13 protein-coding genes are annotated in these 15,743 nt (G+C 58.2%); all 13 read left to right on the top strand.

Features of this window, described 5'->3' with window-relative positions; all coding sequences use genetic code 11:
- Nucleotides 1–906: 906 nt before the first annotated feature.
- Nucleotides 907–3,627 carry a TonB-dependent receptor gene (locus tag ACIPF8_RS06240; protein ID WP_400418413.1) on the top strand — a complete coding sequence of 907 codons (2,721 nt, stop codon included), beginning with the start codon at nt 907–909 and terminating at the stop codon, nt 3,625–3,627.
- Between the two features lie 273 nt (nt 3,628–3,900).
- Complete coding sequence (locus tag ACIPF8_RS06235) at nt 3,901–4,554, top strand: energy transducer TonB (RefSeq protein WP_400418410.1); 654 nt, start codon at nt 3,901–3,903, stop codon at nt 4,552–4,554.
- Nucleotides 4,555–4,625: 71 nt separating this feature from the next.
- Nucleotides 4,626–5,555: a MotA/TolQ/ExbB proton channel family protein gene (locus ACIPF8_RS06230; RefSeq protein WP_400418407.1), complete on the top strand. Its 930-nt coding sequence runs from the start codon at nt 4,626–4,628 to the stop codon at nt 5,553–5,555.
- Between the two features lie 2 nt (nt 5,556–5,557).
- Nucleotides 5,558–5,986 carry an ExbD/TolR family protein gene (locus tag ACIPF8_RS06225; protein ID WP_400418404.1) on the top strand — a complete coding sequence of 143 codons (429 nt, stop codon included), beginning with the start codon at nt 5,558–5,560 and terminating at the stop codon, nt 5,984–5,986.
- A 119-nt stretch (nt 5,987–6,105) separates the two neighbouring features.
- Nucleotides 6,106–6,543 carry a biopolymer transporter ExbD gene (locus tag ACIPF8_RS06220; RefSeq protein WP_128083000.1) on the top strand — a complete coding sequence of 146 codons (438 nt, stop codon included), beginning with the start codon at nt 6,106–6,108 and terminating at the stop codon, nt 6,541–6,543.
- A 220-nt stretch (nt 6,544–6,763) separates the two neighbouring features.
- A complete protein-coding gene (locus ACIPF8_RS06215; protein ID WP_400418401.1) occupies nt 6,764–7,675 on the top strand; it encodes a BadF/BadG/BcrA/BcrD ATPase family protein in 912 nt (303 codons plus the stop codon).
- Nucleotides 7,669–8,403: a GntR family transcriptional regulator gene (locus ACIPF8_RS06210; protein WP_061532785.1), complete on the top strand. Its 735-nt coding sequence runs from the start codon at nt 7,669–7,671 to the stop codon at nt 8,401–8,403. The genes ACIPF8_RS06215 and ACIPF8_RS06210 overlap by 7 nt, the downstream gene beginning before the upstream one ends.
- Complete coding sequence (gene nagA / locus ACIPF8_RS06205; protein WP_400418398.1) at nt 8,400–9,554, top strand: N-acetylglucosamine-6-phosphate deacetylase; 1,155 nt, start codon at nt 8,400–8,402, stop codon at nt 9,552–9,554. The genes ACIPF8_RS06210 and nagA overlap by 4 nt, the downstream gene beginning before the upstream one ends.
- 7 nt (nt 9,555–9,561) lie before the next feature.
- Entirely contained in the window at nt 9,562–10,572 is a 1,011-nt protein-coding gene (locus tag ACIPF8_RS06200) for an SIS domain-containing protein (protein ID WP_400419457.1), read from the top strand.
- Between the two features lie 28 nt (nt 10,573–10,600).
- The gene (nagZ, locus tag ACIPF8_RS06195) at nt 10,601–12,151 is read left to right on the top strand and encodes a beta-N-acetylhexosaminidase (RefSeq protein ID WP_400418396.1); all 1,551 of its coding nucleotides are present in this window, start codon (nt 10,601–10,603) and stop codon (nt 12,149–12,151) included.
- A 52-nt stretch (nt 12,152–12,203) separates the two neighbouring features.
- Nucleotides 12,204–13,511: an MFS transporter gene (locus tag ACIPF8_RS06190; RefSeq protein ID WP_400418393.1), complete on the top strand. Its 1,308-nt coding sequence runs from the start codon at nt 12,204–12,206 to the stop codon at nt 13,509–13,511.
- Between the two features lie 2 nt (nt 13,512–13,513).
- The gene (locus tag ACIPF8_RS06185; RefSeq protein WP_400418390.1) at nt 13,514–14,422 is read left to right on the top strand and encodes a glycoside hydrolase family 16 protein; all 909 of its coding nucleotides are present in this window, start codon (nt 13,514–13,516) and stop codon (nt 14,420–14,422) included.
- Between the two features lie 16 nt (nt 14,423–14,438).
- Nucleotides 14,439–15,653: a glycoside hydrolase family 18 protein gene (locus ACIPF8_RS06180; RefSeq protein ID WP_400418388.1), complete on the top strand. Its 1,215-nt coding sequence runs from the start codon at nt 14,439–14,441 to the stop codon at nt 15,651–15,653.
- Nucleotides 15,654–15,743: the final 90 nt, after the last annotated feature.

Genomic DNA, 15,743 nt, shown 5'->3' with positions numbered 1-15,743 from the left:
AAAAACTACCAATTTGAACTGGACTCTATCGATCTTTGTTGGCATTTAATAATGCTGCGACGCAACTTAAATCGTTCGATGTGGTGATGTACGTGAATGTAAATCGGCAGTGCAAAAATATCGAAAAAAAATCTCAAAAAAAAGCTCAGCAATCAATTTTGATTGAGAGATTTGTATTTTCATGATTTTTTAAACAATTTTATGAGTGCCTTGAAAAGTGCCGTTTTCATAGAGGAATTACAGTGAAAACAGGCTATTGGCGATGGAGATATCTCGGGGACTTGCTAGATCTCAGGAAGTTCCGTTGAAAATTCACGTGAATGTCAAATTTGATGCAATTCGATACTCGAATTGGGTTCGAATCAAAAAAAAGCGACCAGTCCAGTCCACTAAACAACAGTCGTGTAGTTTCGAAAATAATCAATGAAAACAATAGTATATATAGATATATGAATCCCGAATTTTGATACCAATAATTTATTTAGTAATACCACTTGAATGCCTATTGACAGCCACTTTTGCGGTCCCTAGAGTGTCCCCAGCGCAACGTTTCCAAATGGAATATTGGGGGCTTGGGCGCTTGGTAGTTGCGGGAGCTTGTAGTGGTGTGCGAGGCAGGAACGCACATCTTTTTTCCGGATGGCCTTTGGAGAGAGGTCGACTGGTGGCGCTTTTATCTGCTGCGACGTGCCGGGTGGCGTTTTGTTGGGTTGGTCTTGTTGTATTGGCGACTGTATCGAAAAAAGGTTCTCCCTTTGCGGGGCTTGAAACCGCAGCGTGGAGAAGTAAATGAAAAAAATGGCCCGCTTTGGATGTTGAGGCCGCAATCGATGGGGAGAACGGTAAGTGAATAGAAATTTGACACCAATAGCGTCCGCTGTGGCACTGCTGATCATGGCGACCGCCATGAGTGCACATGCGCAGCAAGCAGATGACGCAACCAAGCCGGTTCAATTGGCGCAGGCAGCTGCATCGACTGCACCAGACGCGCCAGTTGCACCAACCAAGGCAAGCGACGGCAAAGCCGCTCCGCTTGAACAGATCACCGTTAGCGGCATTCGCGGTGCGTTGCAAAAATCCCTGACCCAAAAACGTAATGCCGACTCGCACGTGGAAGTCATCACTGCCGAAGATATCGGCAAGATGCCGGACAAGAACGTTGCCGATTCACTGTCACGCGTGCCTGGCGTCACCATCGGTAATGCCGGTGCGACCGAAGGTGGCTTCGACGAAGCTGACCGCGTGAGCATGCGCGGCACCAGCCCAAGCCTGACGCAGACATTGATCAACGGCCACGGCGTTGCTTCCGGCGACTGGTTCGTGCTGGACCAGTCCGGCACAGTCGGCCGTAGTGTCAGCTATACGATGCTGCCATCCGAACTGGTTGGCTCGGTGATCGTACACAAGAGCTCGGAGGCCAGCCTGGTAGAAGGTGGCGTCGCCGGTTCGGTCGACATCATTACCCGCAAGCCGTTGGAGTTCAAGAAGCAGTTCACTGCAGAAGCCACCATCGGCGGCGTCTATGCCGATCTGCCGGGCAAGGCCGACGGCCAGCTTAGCGCATTGGTCAACTGGAAAAACGATGCCAATACCTTTGGTATCTTGGTGCAGGCATTTTCGGAAGACCGCCACCTGGAACGGCAGGGGCAGGAAATCCTCGGCTACACCCAGATCGCGCCAGGCAGCAAGATCGCCAATGCGCATCCAGACCTGGCCGGCGTGTATGCGCCTAACCTGATCAACTCCGCCTTGTTCGAACAGCAGCGTAAGCGTACTGGCGGCTTGATCGATGCGCAGTTCAAGGTCAGCAACGATTTCTCGTTCGACATCAATGGCTTCACTTCAGAAATGAAGGCCGCCAACTACAACCGCAGTTATGAATTCTGGGGCGCGCAAGTCATCAACGCTGGCGCCGGTCAATCGCCGAATCCTGGTTACACGGTGAAAAACAACACGCTGACTTCGGCTACCTTTGCTCCTGTAGCTGGCACCAACTACGGCGTCTACGACCAGATTTCACGTCCTGACGAAAGCGCCAGCTCGAACTTCGTCGAGCTCGGCACCAAATGGCGCGCCTCCGATTCCCTGACTTTCACTACGAAACTGGGAACTTCGTCCGGCGAAGGTAAAACGCCGACGCAGAACGTCGCGGAATGGAATGTCGGCGTTGGCGCCGGCGCCGGTTATCAATTGAACGGTACCGGTACTGCCGCCAACTGGAACCTGGGTGCGACTAACAACGGCAGTCCTACCACCGGCACCACGGCATTTGGCTGGATCTTTGGCGACCAGAACATCGACGTCAAGGATAAGGAAAACTGGGCACAGATCGATGGCGAATATTCCGCTGGTTTGGGTGCATTGTCGACCGTGCAGTTCGGTCTGCGTTACAACGACCACAAGCGCAGTTCCGAAGGTGTGATTGGTCAGGGACCGACGGCTGGCGCCAGCGATCCGGCCAATTTCCCACAAGGCTATCAAAACTTCCCATCCAATTTTGGCAGCGGCCTGGGCAGCGGTTTTCCGACGAATGTCTGGTACTACTCGCCAGCTCAGCTAGCAGCTTTCAATGCCTTTACCAACCGCAATCCGGTGACGCGTGAAGACTGGAATTCAGAGTTCTCGGTCAAGGAAAAAAATACTGCCGGTTACCTGCAAGGCAATTTCGAGGGTGATCACTGGAGCGGTAATGTTGGCGTGCGCGTGGTTCAGACTCAGGAGAATGTGATCTCCAACGTCGCCGCGCCGGCAACTGCACCGGGCGCAATCACCACTTCGGCTTTCGGTCCATACGTCAAGCAGTATGACAACAACACTTACGTTGATGTGCTGCCAAGCGTGAACTTGAAAGTTGACCTGAGCAAGGATGTGGTTGCCCGTTTTGCGGCATCGCAGACCATGACCCGCCCTGACTATTCCGCACTGGCCGGTCAGGTAACCTTGACGCCGCCAGCGCAGTTTGGCTCCATCGGTTCAGGCAGCGGCGGCAATCCTAACCTGAAGCCTATTACGTCGAACAATTTCGATGCGTCGCTGGAGTGGTATTTCGCTCCGCGCTCGCTGGTGTCGGCGAGTATCTTCAATATGGATCTGACCAGCTATGTCGGCCTCGGCAGCGTCACCAGAAGCTATGTCACCAGCACGCCTGATCATCCAGCGAATTACATGGCTGATTATGTGTTGACAGTTCCGACCAACACCAGCGGTACGGTGAATGGTATCGAGCTGGCTTATGAAATGCCGCTGGGTAAAAACTTCGGTTTCGCCACCAACGCGACCTTCATCAACGCTTATGACGCAAGCAACGGTCCTCTGGTCGGCGCCTCGAAGCGCACTGCCAACTTGACGGCTTACTTCGAAAATGAGCGTTTCAATGCGCGCATCTCCTACAACTATCGCAGCAGCTTCTACAGCGGCCTGGATCGTAGCACTGCGTTCTATCAAGCCGGTGTCGGTACCCTGGCAATGTCGCTGGGCTACAAGTACAGCGAACAGCTGGCCTTCACGCTGGATGCGCAGAACCTGAACAATCCGACCTTGAAGTATTACGCACTGAACGAAGATCAGCCACGTGCGTTCTACAAGAACGGCCGGCAGTTCTATCTGAATGCGCATCTGAAGTTCTAGTTGCTGGAGTCCGTCATGCCGCGGTCAAACGCGGCATGACGGCTGCAGTGTGAGGTGAAGTGAGAGTTGACGTTGACTTGCCGTGAGGGTGCAGCTGACCGGGTCATGCTGTTCCGCCTGGACTCTCCGGTTTTTTTACTGCCAGGGTAAACCGGCAGCATGCAAGCGTTAGCCTGTCTGCAACATACCAGGACGCCGACGGACTGTATGTCGAAGTCCTCGCCGGGGTTGCCACTCGCGGGTAATCATCAGGCAAAAAACAGGAGTCGTTGAATGGATTTCACGCAGGATGGGAAGAATCCCTCCAATAATGCAGTAGGCATCGGTGCCGTGATATTGCTGCATGTCCTCATCATATATGCGCTTCTTACAGGGTTGGCCCGCAAGGTTGTGGAAGTGATCCAGCAACCGGTTGAAACCAAGATCATCGAAGAGATCAAACCGCCGCCACCACCGCCGCCGCCGGATAAACCGGTACCGCCACCGCCAAAAACGGTCGCGCCACCACCGCCGTTCGTACCTCCACCAGAGGTCAAAGTTACTCCACCGCCGCAAGAGAATACGATTGCAGCGGTCACCAATGTCAAGCCGCCGACCAATGAGTTGCCGACCTCGGTCGCGCAGCCGTCGACGAACGGCCAGGCTGGACCGGCGCATACCAGTGCAAAAATTGCCGGCAATTGTGAGAAGCCAGAGTATCCGAGAAGCTCCTTGCGCAATGAAGAAGAAGGTACTGTGAACGTCAAGCTGACCATCGGTGTCGACGGCAACGTGGTTGATGCGGTCGTTGAGAAGGGCAGTGGGTTCAAGGATCTGGACCGGGCTACCTTAAAAGCCTGGAGCCTGTGCCATTTCACCCCTGCGATGGCCGATGGACAAGCTGTGCAATCTTCGACAAGAATGCAGTACGTCTGGAAACTCGATTGAGTCAGATGCAGTACGAGTCGTTCACCACGCTGCCGATGTGGCAATCTCATTTATAAATTTGGAGTATTAGTATGTCTATCACTCGTAATCGCTTATCCGCCCTGGCTGCCGCCCTGATGATCTCCGCCGTGACGATCTCGCCGCTGGCTGCAATCGCCCAAACACCTGCGGCAGCATCTGCTGCCGCTACTGCGTCCGCACCGGCCACCGCCGACGCGCCAAAAGCTGCTGATGCAGCTGCAGCGTCGCTGGCCGACACGCCAATCCCACCACCGCCACCAGCTGATCACGAAACAGTCAGCAATCCATACGGCCTGGACGCCCTGTGGAAAGGCGGCGACTTCGTTGCCCGCGGCACCCTGATCATCCTGGTCCTGATGTCGATGGGTAGCTGGTACATCATCATCACCAAGCTCATCGAGCAAGTGAAACTGATGGGCCAAGCTAAAAACGCCAAGCAAACATTCTGGAAAGCTGCAACAGTTGAAGCTGGTATCGCCGGCCTGAAACCAAACAGCGCTTACCGCTTCATCGCGCAAAACGGTGCGACCTCGACTGAGCACCACGATGGTGCGTTGCTGGAACAAATCGACCTGAACACTTGGGTGACCATGTCGATCCAGCGTTCGGTAGAGAAAGTGCAAAGCCGCCTGCAAGACGGCCTGGCATTCCTGGCAACTGTTGGTTCGACAGCACCGTTTGTCGGTCTGTTCGGTACGGTCTGGGGTATTTACCACGCGCTGACAGCAATCGGTATCGCCGGCCAAGCGTCGATCGATAAAGTTGCCGGTCCAGTGGGTGAAGCGCTGATCATGACTGCAATCGGTCTGGCAGTGGCTGTTCCTGCGGTTCTGGGTTACAACTGGCTGGTTCGCCGCAACAAGAGCGCCATGGAAGAAATCCGTTCGTTCAGCGCCGACCTGCACTCGGTCCTGCTGAGCGGCGTGATGTCGTCGAGCCAGGCTGGTCAAGTGGCTAACATCAAGAAGAAGGTTGGCTAATCATGGGGATGTCACTCGGTTCATCCGATGGGGATGAAGACGAAGTGATCGGCACGATCAACACGACGCCGCTGGTGGACGTCATGTTGGTGTTGCTGATCATCTTCCTGATCACGATTCCGGTGGTGACGCATACGATTCCAGTGAAGTTGCCGAACGAGTTCGACGAACCTTACAAGACCAAGCCAGAGAACATCAATTTGGCGGTGAATAAGCAAGGGGACATGTTCTGGAACGAGCAACTGGTGCCGAATACGACGACTTTGTTGGCGAAGCTGAAGGAAGTGGCGGTCATCGTGCCACAACCGGAGTTGCATATCCGCGGCGACCAACAGACCAAGTATGAATATATCGGCAAGGTGATCCTGACTGCGCAGCGGGCAGGGATTGCCAAGATCGGCTTCATTACCGAACCGCCGGCACGCAACTAATCCCTTTATCGGGGCTGTAGGGTGGGCAGGCTGTATTGCCCACGCGTCATTGCACAAGGATGGATGTGTGCAGCAATGCGTGGTCACAAGTGCCCACCCTACAACATGAGGAGTAGTTTATGGGTATGAATGTAGGTTCATCCGGCGGCAACGCCAACGATCCGGAACCGATGATGGAAATGAACATGACGCCGTTGATCGACGTCATGCTGGTGCTGATCATCATGCTGATCATCACGATTCCGATCCAGAATCACGCGATCAAGCTGAACATGCCGACTGGTAATCCGCCACCGCCGTTGGCGTTGCCGGTGGTCGACACGGTGGACATCGATCCGGCCGGTACAGTGATGTGGAACGGTACGCCGATGGCGAATCGTGCCGAGCTGGAAAGCCGTTTGAAGGCCGTGGTTGCGGGCGGTAATATCGATGAAGTGCATCTGCGTCCGAACAAACTGGTGGAGTACAAGTCGGTCGCTGCCGTGATGGCATCGGCGCAGCGCTTGGGCGTCACCAAGATCGGTATCGTCGGTAACGAGCAGTTCATGGAAAACTGATCGACTGATCCGATAGCTTGCTTTCTTTGTAACGCGCGCCTGGGCAGCGTAATGCCCTGCGTTGTGACAGGCGCTGAACTCTGTTACATAAATAATTGTAATACCACTTAAAGACCGATTGACAGCCGCTTCCCGGCCTCATAAAGTAAATCCACCGCGTTTGCCATAAACAAGACGGCGCCGGCGGCAGCCTAAATCAACGGAACATGAGCTCAATAGCATGATTGAATATCTGATCGGTGTCGATGGCGGTGGAACAGGCACGCGGGTGCGCGTAGCGCGCAACGATAATCTCGGGACAGTGCTTGCGCTGGGTAGCAGCGGCCCTTCCGGATTGATGCACGGCGCCGAGCAAGCCTGGTCAGCGATCATGCAGGCGCTCAATAGCGCCTTTGGTGCAGCCGGCGTGATGCGGCCGGCGCTGGAAAGAATGGCCATCGGACTCGGTCTGGCAGGCGTCAACAACAGGCAGTGGGCTGCCGATTTTTCTGCAAAGAATCCGGGTTTTGGTGACACCGTGGTCGAGACCGACGCGTTTACCACATTGGTTGGCGCGCATCAGGGCCGCCCCGGCGTCATCATCGCTATTGGCACCGGCAGTGTCGGCGAAGTGCTGACCGCGGATGGCCGGCGGCGTGAAGTCGGCGGCTGGGGTTTTCCGGCCAGCGATGAGGCGGGCGGCGCCTGGCTCGGCATGCGGGCGATCACACACGCTCAGCAGGTGTTGGACGGGCGTGCGCCGGGCAGCGATTTTGCGCGCGCCATCATCCATTTTTGCGGGGCCAATTGCGGCGGACTTTTCGACAGTCATCGTGACAGCATGTTCGCCTGGCTGGCGACTGCCAGCCAAACCAGTTATGCGCAACTGGCGCCGCTGGTGATCGCGCATGCCGAAAGCGATCCGACGGCGCGCCGCCTGATGGGCGAGGCCGGCCAGGAAGTGGCCAGGATCGCCGCCGCGCTGGACCCATCCGGACAGCTTCCAATTGCCCTGTGCGGCGGGATTGCCGCACATTTGTACGCGTACCTGCCTGAACCGTTGTCGACGCTTGTCATCAAGCCGCATGCAGATGCGGCAGCTGGCGCCCTGCGGCTGATCGACCAAAAAATAAAAGGGAAGCAAACATGCTAGTCCAGATAGAAAGCCTGAAACCGGATGGCGCCAGCGATACGCCGCTATACCTGCAACTGGTCAATAAACTCTCAGAGCAGATAAACAGCGGGGTCTGGCAGCCAGACGAAGCGCTGCCGTCAGAACGTATCCTGGCCGATACGCTGGAGATATCGCGAGTGACTGCGCGCAAGGCAATCGACGTGTTGTGTGAACGCGGCATGCTGATCCGCAAGCGCGGCTCCGGCACCTACATCACACCCAAGCTGGAGCAGCCGCTATCGCGCCTGACCAACTTCAGCGAAGAACTGCGGCAGCGCGGCTTCCGTCCAGGATCGCAATGGCTATTGCGTGAAACCGGGATCGCGGTCGCCGAAGAAATCCTGGCACTGGGGCTGTCACCGAACACTGTGGTGTCGCGTTTGAAACGCCTGCGCACCGCCGACGATGTGGTGATGGCCATCGAAACCACCACCATTCCGGCGCACTACCTGCCTGACCCCAAAGCGGTCACCGATTCCTTGTACGTCCATCTGGAAACGCTAGGCGTGGCGCCGGTGCGTGCGCTGCAGCACATCCGCGCCATCAACGCCACGGCCGATCAGGCCAAGCTGGCCGACATCAAGACCGGCGCCGCCATGCTGCACATCACGCGTGTCGGCTATATCGAGAACGGCACGGCAATCGAACTCTCGCATTCCTATTGCCGCAGCGATTATTACGACTTCGTCGCGGAGCTGCGTCGATGACCGGCGGTGGCCAAGCGAGCGACCATCCAGCGCAACAAACCAGAGGCAAACTGCAAGGCAACGTGTTGACGCCGCAAGGCTGGGTCAGCGGTGCGCTGATGTTCGGGCAACACATCACTGCGATTGATGGCGTAACGGTCGATCCCGCCGATAACCAGGACGTCTACATACTGCCGGGTTTCATCGACCTGCATGTGCACGGCGGCGGCGGCAAAGACATCATGGATGCCGGCGATGCCGTTCACGTGATTGCCGCAATCCACGCCCGGCATGGCACCACCAGCATGCTGGCGACCACCATGACTTCGCCGCTGAGCGACCTGGAACAGGCGCTGGAAGCCTGTGGCGATGCGTGCCGCAACCGTCGGCCGGGTGCGGCGCGGGTGTTGGGCGTGCATCTGGAGGGGCCGTACATCAACCCCGGAAAACTCGGCGCGCAGCCGGATTTTGCACAGGAAGCGACACTGGTCGAAGTGGCCAGGCTGAGCGCGATGGCGCCGTTGAAACTGATCACCGTGGCGCCGGAAATCGCCGGCCACCTGGAAGTGGTGCGCACCCTCAGCGAATCCGGCATGCGGGTCCAGATCGGCCATACGTTGGGTACTTATGAAGACGGCGTGCAGGCGCTGGAACATGGGGCAAGCGGATTTACCCATTTGTTCAACGCCATGACCGGGCTGCAATCGCGCGCGCCCGGCATGGTCGGTGCGGCGCTGGCTCATGCGCGCTATTCGGAACTGATTCCGGACTTGCTGCATGTGCATCCCGGCGCCATCAAGGCAGCCCTGCGCGCGATCCCTCGCTTGTACTGCGTGACCGATTCGACCGCCGCCACCGGCATGCCGGACGGCGAGTACATGCTGGGCCGCCAGCGGGTACATAAATGCATGGGGGGCGTGCGCCTGGCCGATGGCACCCTGGCCGGCAGCACGCTGACCATGGACCAGGCGCTGCGCAACCTGGTTGGACTGGGCCTGGGCCTGGCCGATGCGTCGCAGCGGGTTTCAACTTACGCCGCCGATCACCTCGGACTGGAGGATCGCGGCCGCCTGGCGACAGGATGTTGCGCCGATCTGGTTGTGCTCGATCGGCAATTGAATTTAATCGCGGTTTATGTAGAGGGAGAACAGATTGATCTCACAGCAGTTTAGTTCGAAGATGTTGCAGGAAGCTTGTTCCGCCGGCGCCCAGGTGGCGCTGCAGCTGGGACGCGATGAAGAACATTACGCAGCGCTGGCGGCACGCCTGCGCTCTGCCCAGCCGACAACCGTGCTGACTGTCGCGCGCGGCAGTTCCGACCATGCCGCCGCCTATTGCGCCTACCTGATCATGGCGCGCCTCGGCCGCATCGTGGCGTCGCTGCCGATGTCGCTGGTGACCTTGTACAAATCGCCATTGCTGGCCCGTGACGCGTTGGCTATCGCGATTTCGCAATCCGGCCAAAGTCCGGACGTGATCGAACCAATCCGTTATTTCCGCGAAGGCGGCGGCACTACTGTTGCGTTGGTCAACGATGCCGCTTCGCCGCTGGCCGCCAGCGCCGAGTTTGCGCTGCCGCTGCACGCCGGCCCCGAACTGAGCGTGGCCGCCACCAAGAGTTTCATCACCAGCCTGGTGGCAGCAGCACGTCTGGTTGCGCACTGGCAGGGCGATGCCGCCTTCCTGGCGCAGATCGCGGAATTGCCGAAGGCGCTGGAGCAGGCGGCACAGGCCGATTGGTCAGCGGCTATCGACGTGCTGGCGCCGGCCGAACGCATCATGGTTGTGGGGCGCGGCACCAGTTTCCCGGTAGCGCTGGAAGCGGCACTCAAGTTCAAGGAAACCTCGGTGCTGCAAGCCGAGGCATTCAGCGGCGCTGAAATCAAACATGGCCCGATGGCGTTGATCAGCGAAGGCTATCCGCTGCTGATTTTTGCCACCCGCGGACCAACGCAGGATGGCCTGGTCAAGCTCGCCGAAGAAATGCGTGGCCGCGGTGCGCGCGTGTTGCTGGCGGCGCCGGCCGATGTCAGCGAACGCGATCTGACTTTGCCGCTTGGCCCGACACCCGACCTCGATCCGATCACCGCGATCCAGGCGTTCTATGTGATGGCTGCCAACCTGTCGATCGCGCGCGGTCTTGATCCGGACCGACCGCGACATCTGAGCAAAGTCACCAAGACCAATTAATCCAATTAATCGACAAGCAGCCGGACCGATGGAGCAGAGCAGCATGGGCAAGACCGACAGCAAAACATACCGTAACCTCAGCATGGCGCGCCAGATCGCCGGGCAGTTGATCATGATCCGCATGCCTGGCACGGTGCTGGATGACGACACCGCCAAGTTCCTGCGCGGTAATCACATCCGCGCAGTTTGCCTGTTCCGCCAGAACATGGTGAACGCAGAACAGTTGAGCAAACTGACTGCCGATCTGCGCGCCGTGATGGGGCCAAAGGCCTTGATCGGCATCGACCAAGAGGGCGGCGCGGTGGTGCGCGCCACCTGGCTGCCATCGCCGCCGGCAGCGATGGCGCTTGGCGCCGCCGATGACCTGGCGCTGGCGCAGGCAGTCGGTGCGGCCGTGGCGCGCGGCATCAAGTCGCTCGGCTTCAACTGGAATTTTGCGCCGGTGCTGGACCTGAACAATAACCCCGCCAATCCGGTGATCGGTGAGCGTTCCTTCGGTTCCGATCCGAAACGCGCCACCGAACTGGCACTGGCCTGGATGGAAGGCAGCCTGGCTGAAGGCGTGGCTTGCTGCGTCAAGCATTTCCCCGGCCATGGCGACACTCATGTCGATTCGCATCGCGACCTGCCCACCGTCGACAAGCCGCGCAGCGCGCTCGATGCGTTGGAACTGGCGCCGTTCAAGGCGGCGTTGCGGGCGCCGGCGATGATGAGTGCGCATATCGTCTATCCGGCGCTGGATGCGGAACATCCGGCTACCTTGTCGCGCAAGATACTGACCGACCTGCTGCGCACTGAATGGGGCTATCGCGGCGTGATTATTACCGATGGCATGGACATGCACGCAATTGCCGGCCGTTACGGCGTCGGCAATGCCGCAGTACAGGCGTTGGCGGCCGGCGCCGACATGGTGATGGCGCTGGGGAATCGCGCTACCCAGGAAGAGACGCTGACGGCCTTGTCCACCGCACTGGCTTCGGCCTTTGACGATGACGAACTGGCTGCGGCCGGCATTGAAACCAGGCTGGATCGTCTTGATGGCCTGGCCGCAACATATCCATGCGCACCCGGCCCTTATCTGACGCACGCCGCTGATCGCAGCCTGATGCTGGACGGCTGGCGCTGCGGCCTGACAACCGCCGGCAATCCGCAGCCATTGGCAGATGGCGCCAAGGTGCGCTTGCTGGCTTGTGCGGATGCTGCCGGCGATGGCGTTGCCGAAGCCGGTTTGCCGGCTGCTGCGATCGCTGCATTGCTGGCGCGTCGTTACGATGTCGACCTGGTGACCTTCGACGATGCCGAGAATGTCGACTGGGATGCGCTGCCTGATGACGGCCGCATCGTGATCCTGGCTTCAACCACGCGCCTGCGCTATGGACCGAAGACAAGCCGCAACCTGCGTCCGGATCTGCATCTGGCGTTATGGAATCCGTTCCAGACGCTCGATATCGATGCGCCGGCCTTGATTTCGTATGGCTTTGCGCCGGAAGCGCTGGAGGCGGTTGCCGATTGGCTGGCAGGGCGCATCACGGCCAGCGGCAAGTTGCCGGTGACAATCCTTGAACCGGCATTGACCTGAGACAGTCCTGGCTTGTCGTATAACAAAAATTCTACCAACGGTGACCGCTGACATGCGTATTGACGACAAACCTGAACACCATCCCGCGCTCTGGGTGCCAACCCTTTATTTCGCCGAGGGGTTGCCGTACTTTGTGGTGGCGACCATCGCCGGACTGATGTACAAGAGCATGGGCATGGCCAACGACCAGATCGCACTATGGACCGGCATGCTCGGTTTTGTGTGGGTCTTCAAGCCGCTCTGGAGTCCGTTCCTGGAAGCGGCGCGCAGCAAGAAATCTATCGTGTTGCTGTTTCAATTCCTGGGCGGCGCCAGCCTCGGGCTGGTGGCGCTGGCTCTGCACTTGCCGAATTATTTCGCCGTCAGTATCGCCCTGCTTGGGTTAGTGGCGATTGCTTCCGCGACTCACGACATCGCAGCCGATGGCCTCTACATCGCCAGCCTGAGCGCGACACAGCAAGCCACTTTCGCTGGCTGGCAGGGTGGTTTCTATAATGTCGCGCGGTTTTTCTCGCTGGGTGGACTGGTAGTCCTGGCCGGCTATTTCGAGAAGCACATGGCGGTAGCGCAGGCGTGGAGCCTGATCTTCGGCCTGCTTGGCGTCAGCATGGTGCTGCTGGCGGCCTACCATTTCTGGGCGCTGCCGATCGGTCGCAACCAGGCCCGCGCCGAAGGCGGCATGCGCGGCGTGTGGAATACATTGCGCGACGTGATCATCGATTTTTTCAAGAAGCCGGGCATCTGGCTGGCGATTGCTTTCATCATCCTGTTCCGCGCCGGCGAAGGACAAATCACTACCATCGGTCCGTTGTTCCTGCGCGCCGCGCGTTCCGAAGGCGGCCTCGGCCTGGCCACGGCGGAAGTTGGGGCGGTCTACGGCACGCTGGCCACGGTGGCGTTCATCGGCGGCAGTTTGCTGGGTGGTTACTTCACCGCCTGGCGCGGCCTGCGACGCAGCATGTTCTTCCTGATCCTGGCGATGAACCTGCCGAACCTGGCTTACTTCTTCCTTAGTACAGCGATGCCAACCAACCTGGGCGTGGTGGCTGCGGCGCTGAGCGTGGAAATGTTCGGTTACGGTTTCGGTTTCGTCGGACTGATCCTGTTCATCATGCAGGAAGTAGCAGTCGGCAAATATCAGATGGCGCACTATGCGCTCGGCACCGGCATCATGCAGCTTGGCTATGTACTGTTCAAGATCGTCAGCGGCGAGATCCAGGCCGCGCTCGGCTACCAGCATTTCTTCCTGTGGGTGCTGGTGTCGGCGATCCCGGTGTTGGTGTTGTCGCGCATCGTGCCGATAGGCCGGCATGAAAAAAAAGCCGATAGCACGCCACATTCCGCCGCGATCCAGTTATAGCCATGCGACATTTTCAATGCGGCCTGCTGGCGCTGGCCTTGCTGCTGGATTTGCATGTGGCGAAGGCAGCCACCGACGGTATATTCTTCGACGATTTCGATTATGCCGATACCGCTGCGTTGACGCGCGGCGGCTGGATCATTCGCGACAAGCAAGGACATCCTGGCATAGAGAACGGACATTGGGGAGCGCAGGCGATCAGCCTGGTCGATGCGCCGCAAACCGGCAAGCGCCTGCTGCGCCTGAGCGCACGCACCGATGGCACGCCAGAAGGAACGCTGCAGGCCCAACTCTGCCACCAACGTAAATATTTCGAGGGAACCTACGCGGCACGGATACGCTTTTCTGATGCGCCGGTACAGGGCCCCAATGGCGACCTGGTGGTCGAAGCCTTCTACACCTCAAGTCCACTGCAGCACGATTTCGATCCGCAATACAGCGAGCTCGACTGGGAATATCTGCCTAATGGCGGCTGGGGCAATCCGAACAGCCGTTTGTACAGCGTCTCGTGGCAGACGGTGCAGATGGAGCCCTGGCACGCCTTCAACCAGACTCACGAGGAACAGCGTGCGCTGGGTGGTTGGCACATCCTGCTGATGCAGGTGAAGGACGGCAGCATCCGTTATTTTTTGGATGGCGTGCAAGTCGACCGGCATGGCGGCCGCAATTATCCGGCGCTGCCGATGTCGATCAATTTCAGTTTGTGGTTTTCGCCAAGCGGCGTGTTGCCGGACACGACGGCGGAACGGCAATATGAACAGGATGTCGACTGGGTATTGCATGTCAAGGACCGGGTGCTGTCGCCGGCGCAAGTTGATGCCGCCGTTAGCGACTACCGCAGGAATGGCGTGCACCAGGTTGATACCGTAGCGCCAATGACGCCGCCATTACCCTCCAATTGTGATTTCTAGCAGCGGGATAGCAACGATGAAAATTTTCAGACTATCGATATTGGTAGCGGCCATGCTGCCTTTATATGGCATGGCAGCTTCGCCGCAGCAGGGCACAGTGGCGCAGGAAAACGTGACAGATGCCGCCACCAAAGCGGCTTACAAGGTGGTTGCGTACTACTTGCCATCGGAACGCCGCTACTCGGCGGCCGACATCGATCCAGCCAGGCTGACACACCTCAACTACGCGTTTGCCGTGATCAAAAATGGCGAGGTGGTCATTGATCTGGCTCCTGGTCCGCGGCAAGGCGTGACGGACTTTGTCGTGCTGCGCGGATTGAAGAGCCGCAATCCGCAACTGAAGACCTTGATCTCGGTCGGCGGCTGGGCTGGTTCGAAGGAATTTTCGGATGTCGCCCTGACGCCGCAATCGCGCGAGAAATTTGCCGCCAGCGCGTTGCGCTTCATCCGCGAACACGGCTTTGACGGCGTCGATATCGATTGGGAATTCCCAGTCGCCGGCGGTGATGCCGGCAACATCATGCGCCCTGAAGATAAACAGAACTACACGCTATTGCTGCAGGCACTGCGCGACAAACTCGATAGCGGCGCTAAGCGCGATGGACATCGTTATTTGTTGACGGCCGCCATCGGCAACAACCAGGGATTTTTCCAGAATACCGAAATGGCCAAGGTCGCCGCGATCCTCGACTGGGCCAACATCATGACCTACGATTTCAGCGGGCCATGGAGCAAGTTTGCCGGCCATGTCGCGCCGTTGTATAACGACCCGGCAATCGCCCGTCCGGACGCCAATGAAAAATTCAATGTCAGCAGCACCGTCGAGATGGCTTTACAGGCCGGCATTCCTGCCAAGAAAATGGTGCTGGGCATGCCGTTCTACGGCTACAGCTGGAAGCAGTGCGGCGCCGCCCAGCATGGTCAGCATCAGGACTGTGATGGCAAAGGACGCGGCAGCGTGGAAGAGGGCGAACTCGATTTTGCCGATATCGACGGCAAGCTGGTCAATCAGAACGGTTTCACCCGCTACTGGAACGACAGCGCCAAGGTGCCTTATCTGTTCAATCCGCAGTCCGGTGAGTTTGTCAGTTACGACGATGTGCAGTCACTCGATTACAAGATCGCCTACCTGAAGAAAATGGGATTGGCGGGCGCGATGTTCTGGCAGTTGTCGGCAGATCGCAATGGGGTGTTGCTGGATAAGGTAGCGCAGGAATTGTTGCCACGCTAGCTGTCTTCGATTGATTGCGCGTGCCTTGCTTTGCAGGGCCGTAGGGGGCAGAATTTCTGCTCACGCTGAATTCACTTGTCGATTGACTGA

The organism is Collimonas sp. NPDC087041 (assembly GCF_044745265.1).
In the GTDB taxonomy this organism is placed as follows: Bacteria; Pseudomonadota; Gammaproteobacteria; order Burkholderiales; family Burkholderiaceae_D; genus Collimonas.
The sequence above is the reverse complement of the archived record's forward strand: the minus strand, read 5'-3'. Positions and strand labels throughout refer to the sequence as shown.

Excerpts from the sequence above, each read along its gene's own strand:
- ACIPF8_RS06190 (WP_400418393.1), top strand. The coding sequence starts at position 12,204 with ATGCGTATTGACGACAAACCTGAACACCATCCCGCGCTCTGGGTGCCA.
- ACIPF8_RS06180 (WP_400418388.1), top strand. The coding sequence starts at position 14,439 with ATGAAAATTTTCAGACTATCGATATTGGTAGCGGCCATGCTGCCTTTA.
- nagA (WP_400418398.1), top strand. The coding sequence starts at position 8,400 with ATGACCGGCGGTGGCCAAGCGAGCGACCATCCAGCGCAACAAACCAGA.
- ACIPF8_RS06200 (WP_400419457.1), top strand. The coding sequence starts at position 9,562 with ATGTTGCAGGAAGCTTGTTCCGCCGGCGCCCAGGTGGCGCTGCAGCTG.
- ACIPF8_RS06235 (WP_400418410.1), top strand. The coding sequence starts at position 3,901 with ATGGATTTCACGCAGGATGGGAAGAATCCCTCCAATAATGCAGTAGGC.
- nagZ (WP_400418396.1), top strand. The coding sequence starts at position 10,601 with ATGGAGCAGAGCAGCATGGGCAAGACCGACAGCAAAACATACCGTAAC.
- ACIPF8_RS06240 (WP_400418413.1), top strand. The coding sequence starts at position 907 with ATGAGTGCACATGCGCAGCAAGCAGATGACGCAACCAAGCCGGTTCAA.
- ACIPF8_RS06230 (WP_400418407.1), top strand. The coding sequence starts at position 4,626 with ATGTCTATCACTCGTAATCGCTTATCCGCCCTGGCTGCCGCCCTGATG.
- ACIPF8_RS06215 (WP_400418401.1), top strand. The coding sequence starts at position 6,764 with ATGATTGAATATCTGATCGGTGTCGATGGCGGTGGAACAGGCACGCGG.
- ACIPF8_RS06210 (WP_061532785.1), top strand. The coding sequence starts at position 7,669 with ATGCTAGTCCAGATAGAAAGCCTGAAACCGGATGGCGCCAGCGATACG.
- ACIPF8_RS06185 (WP_400418390.1), top strand. The coding sequence starts at position 13,514 with ATGCGACATTTTCAATGCGGCCTGCTGGCGCTGGCCTTGCTGCTGGAT.
- ACIPF8_RS06220 (WP_128083000.1), top strand. The coding sequence starts at position 6,106 with ATGGGTATGAATGTAGGTTCATCCGGCGGCAACGCCAACGATCCGGAA.
- ACIPF8_RS06225 (WP_400418404.1), top strand. The coding sequence starts at position 5,558 with ATGGGGATGTCACTCGGTTCATCCGATGGGGATGAAGACGAAGTGATC.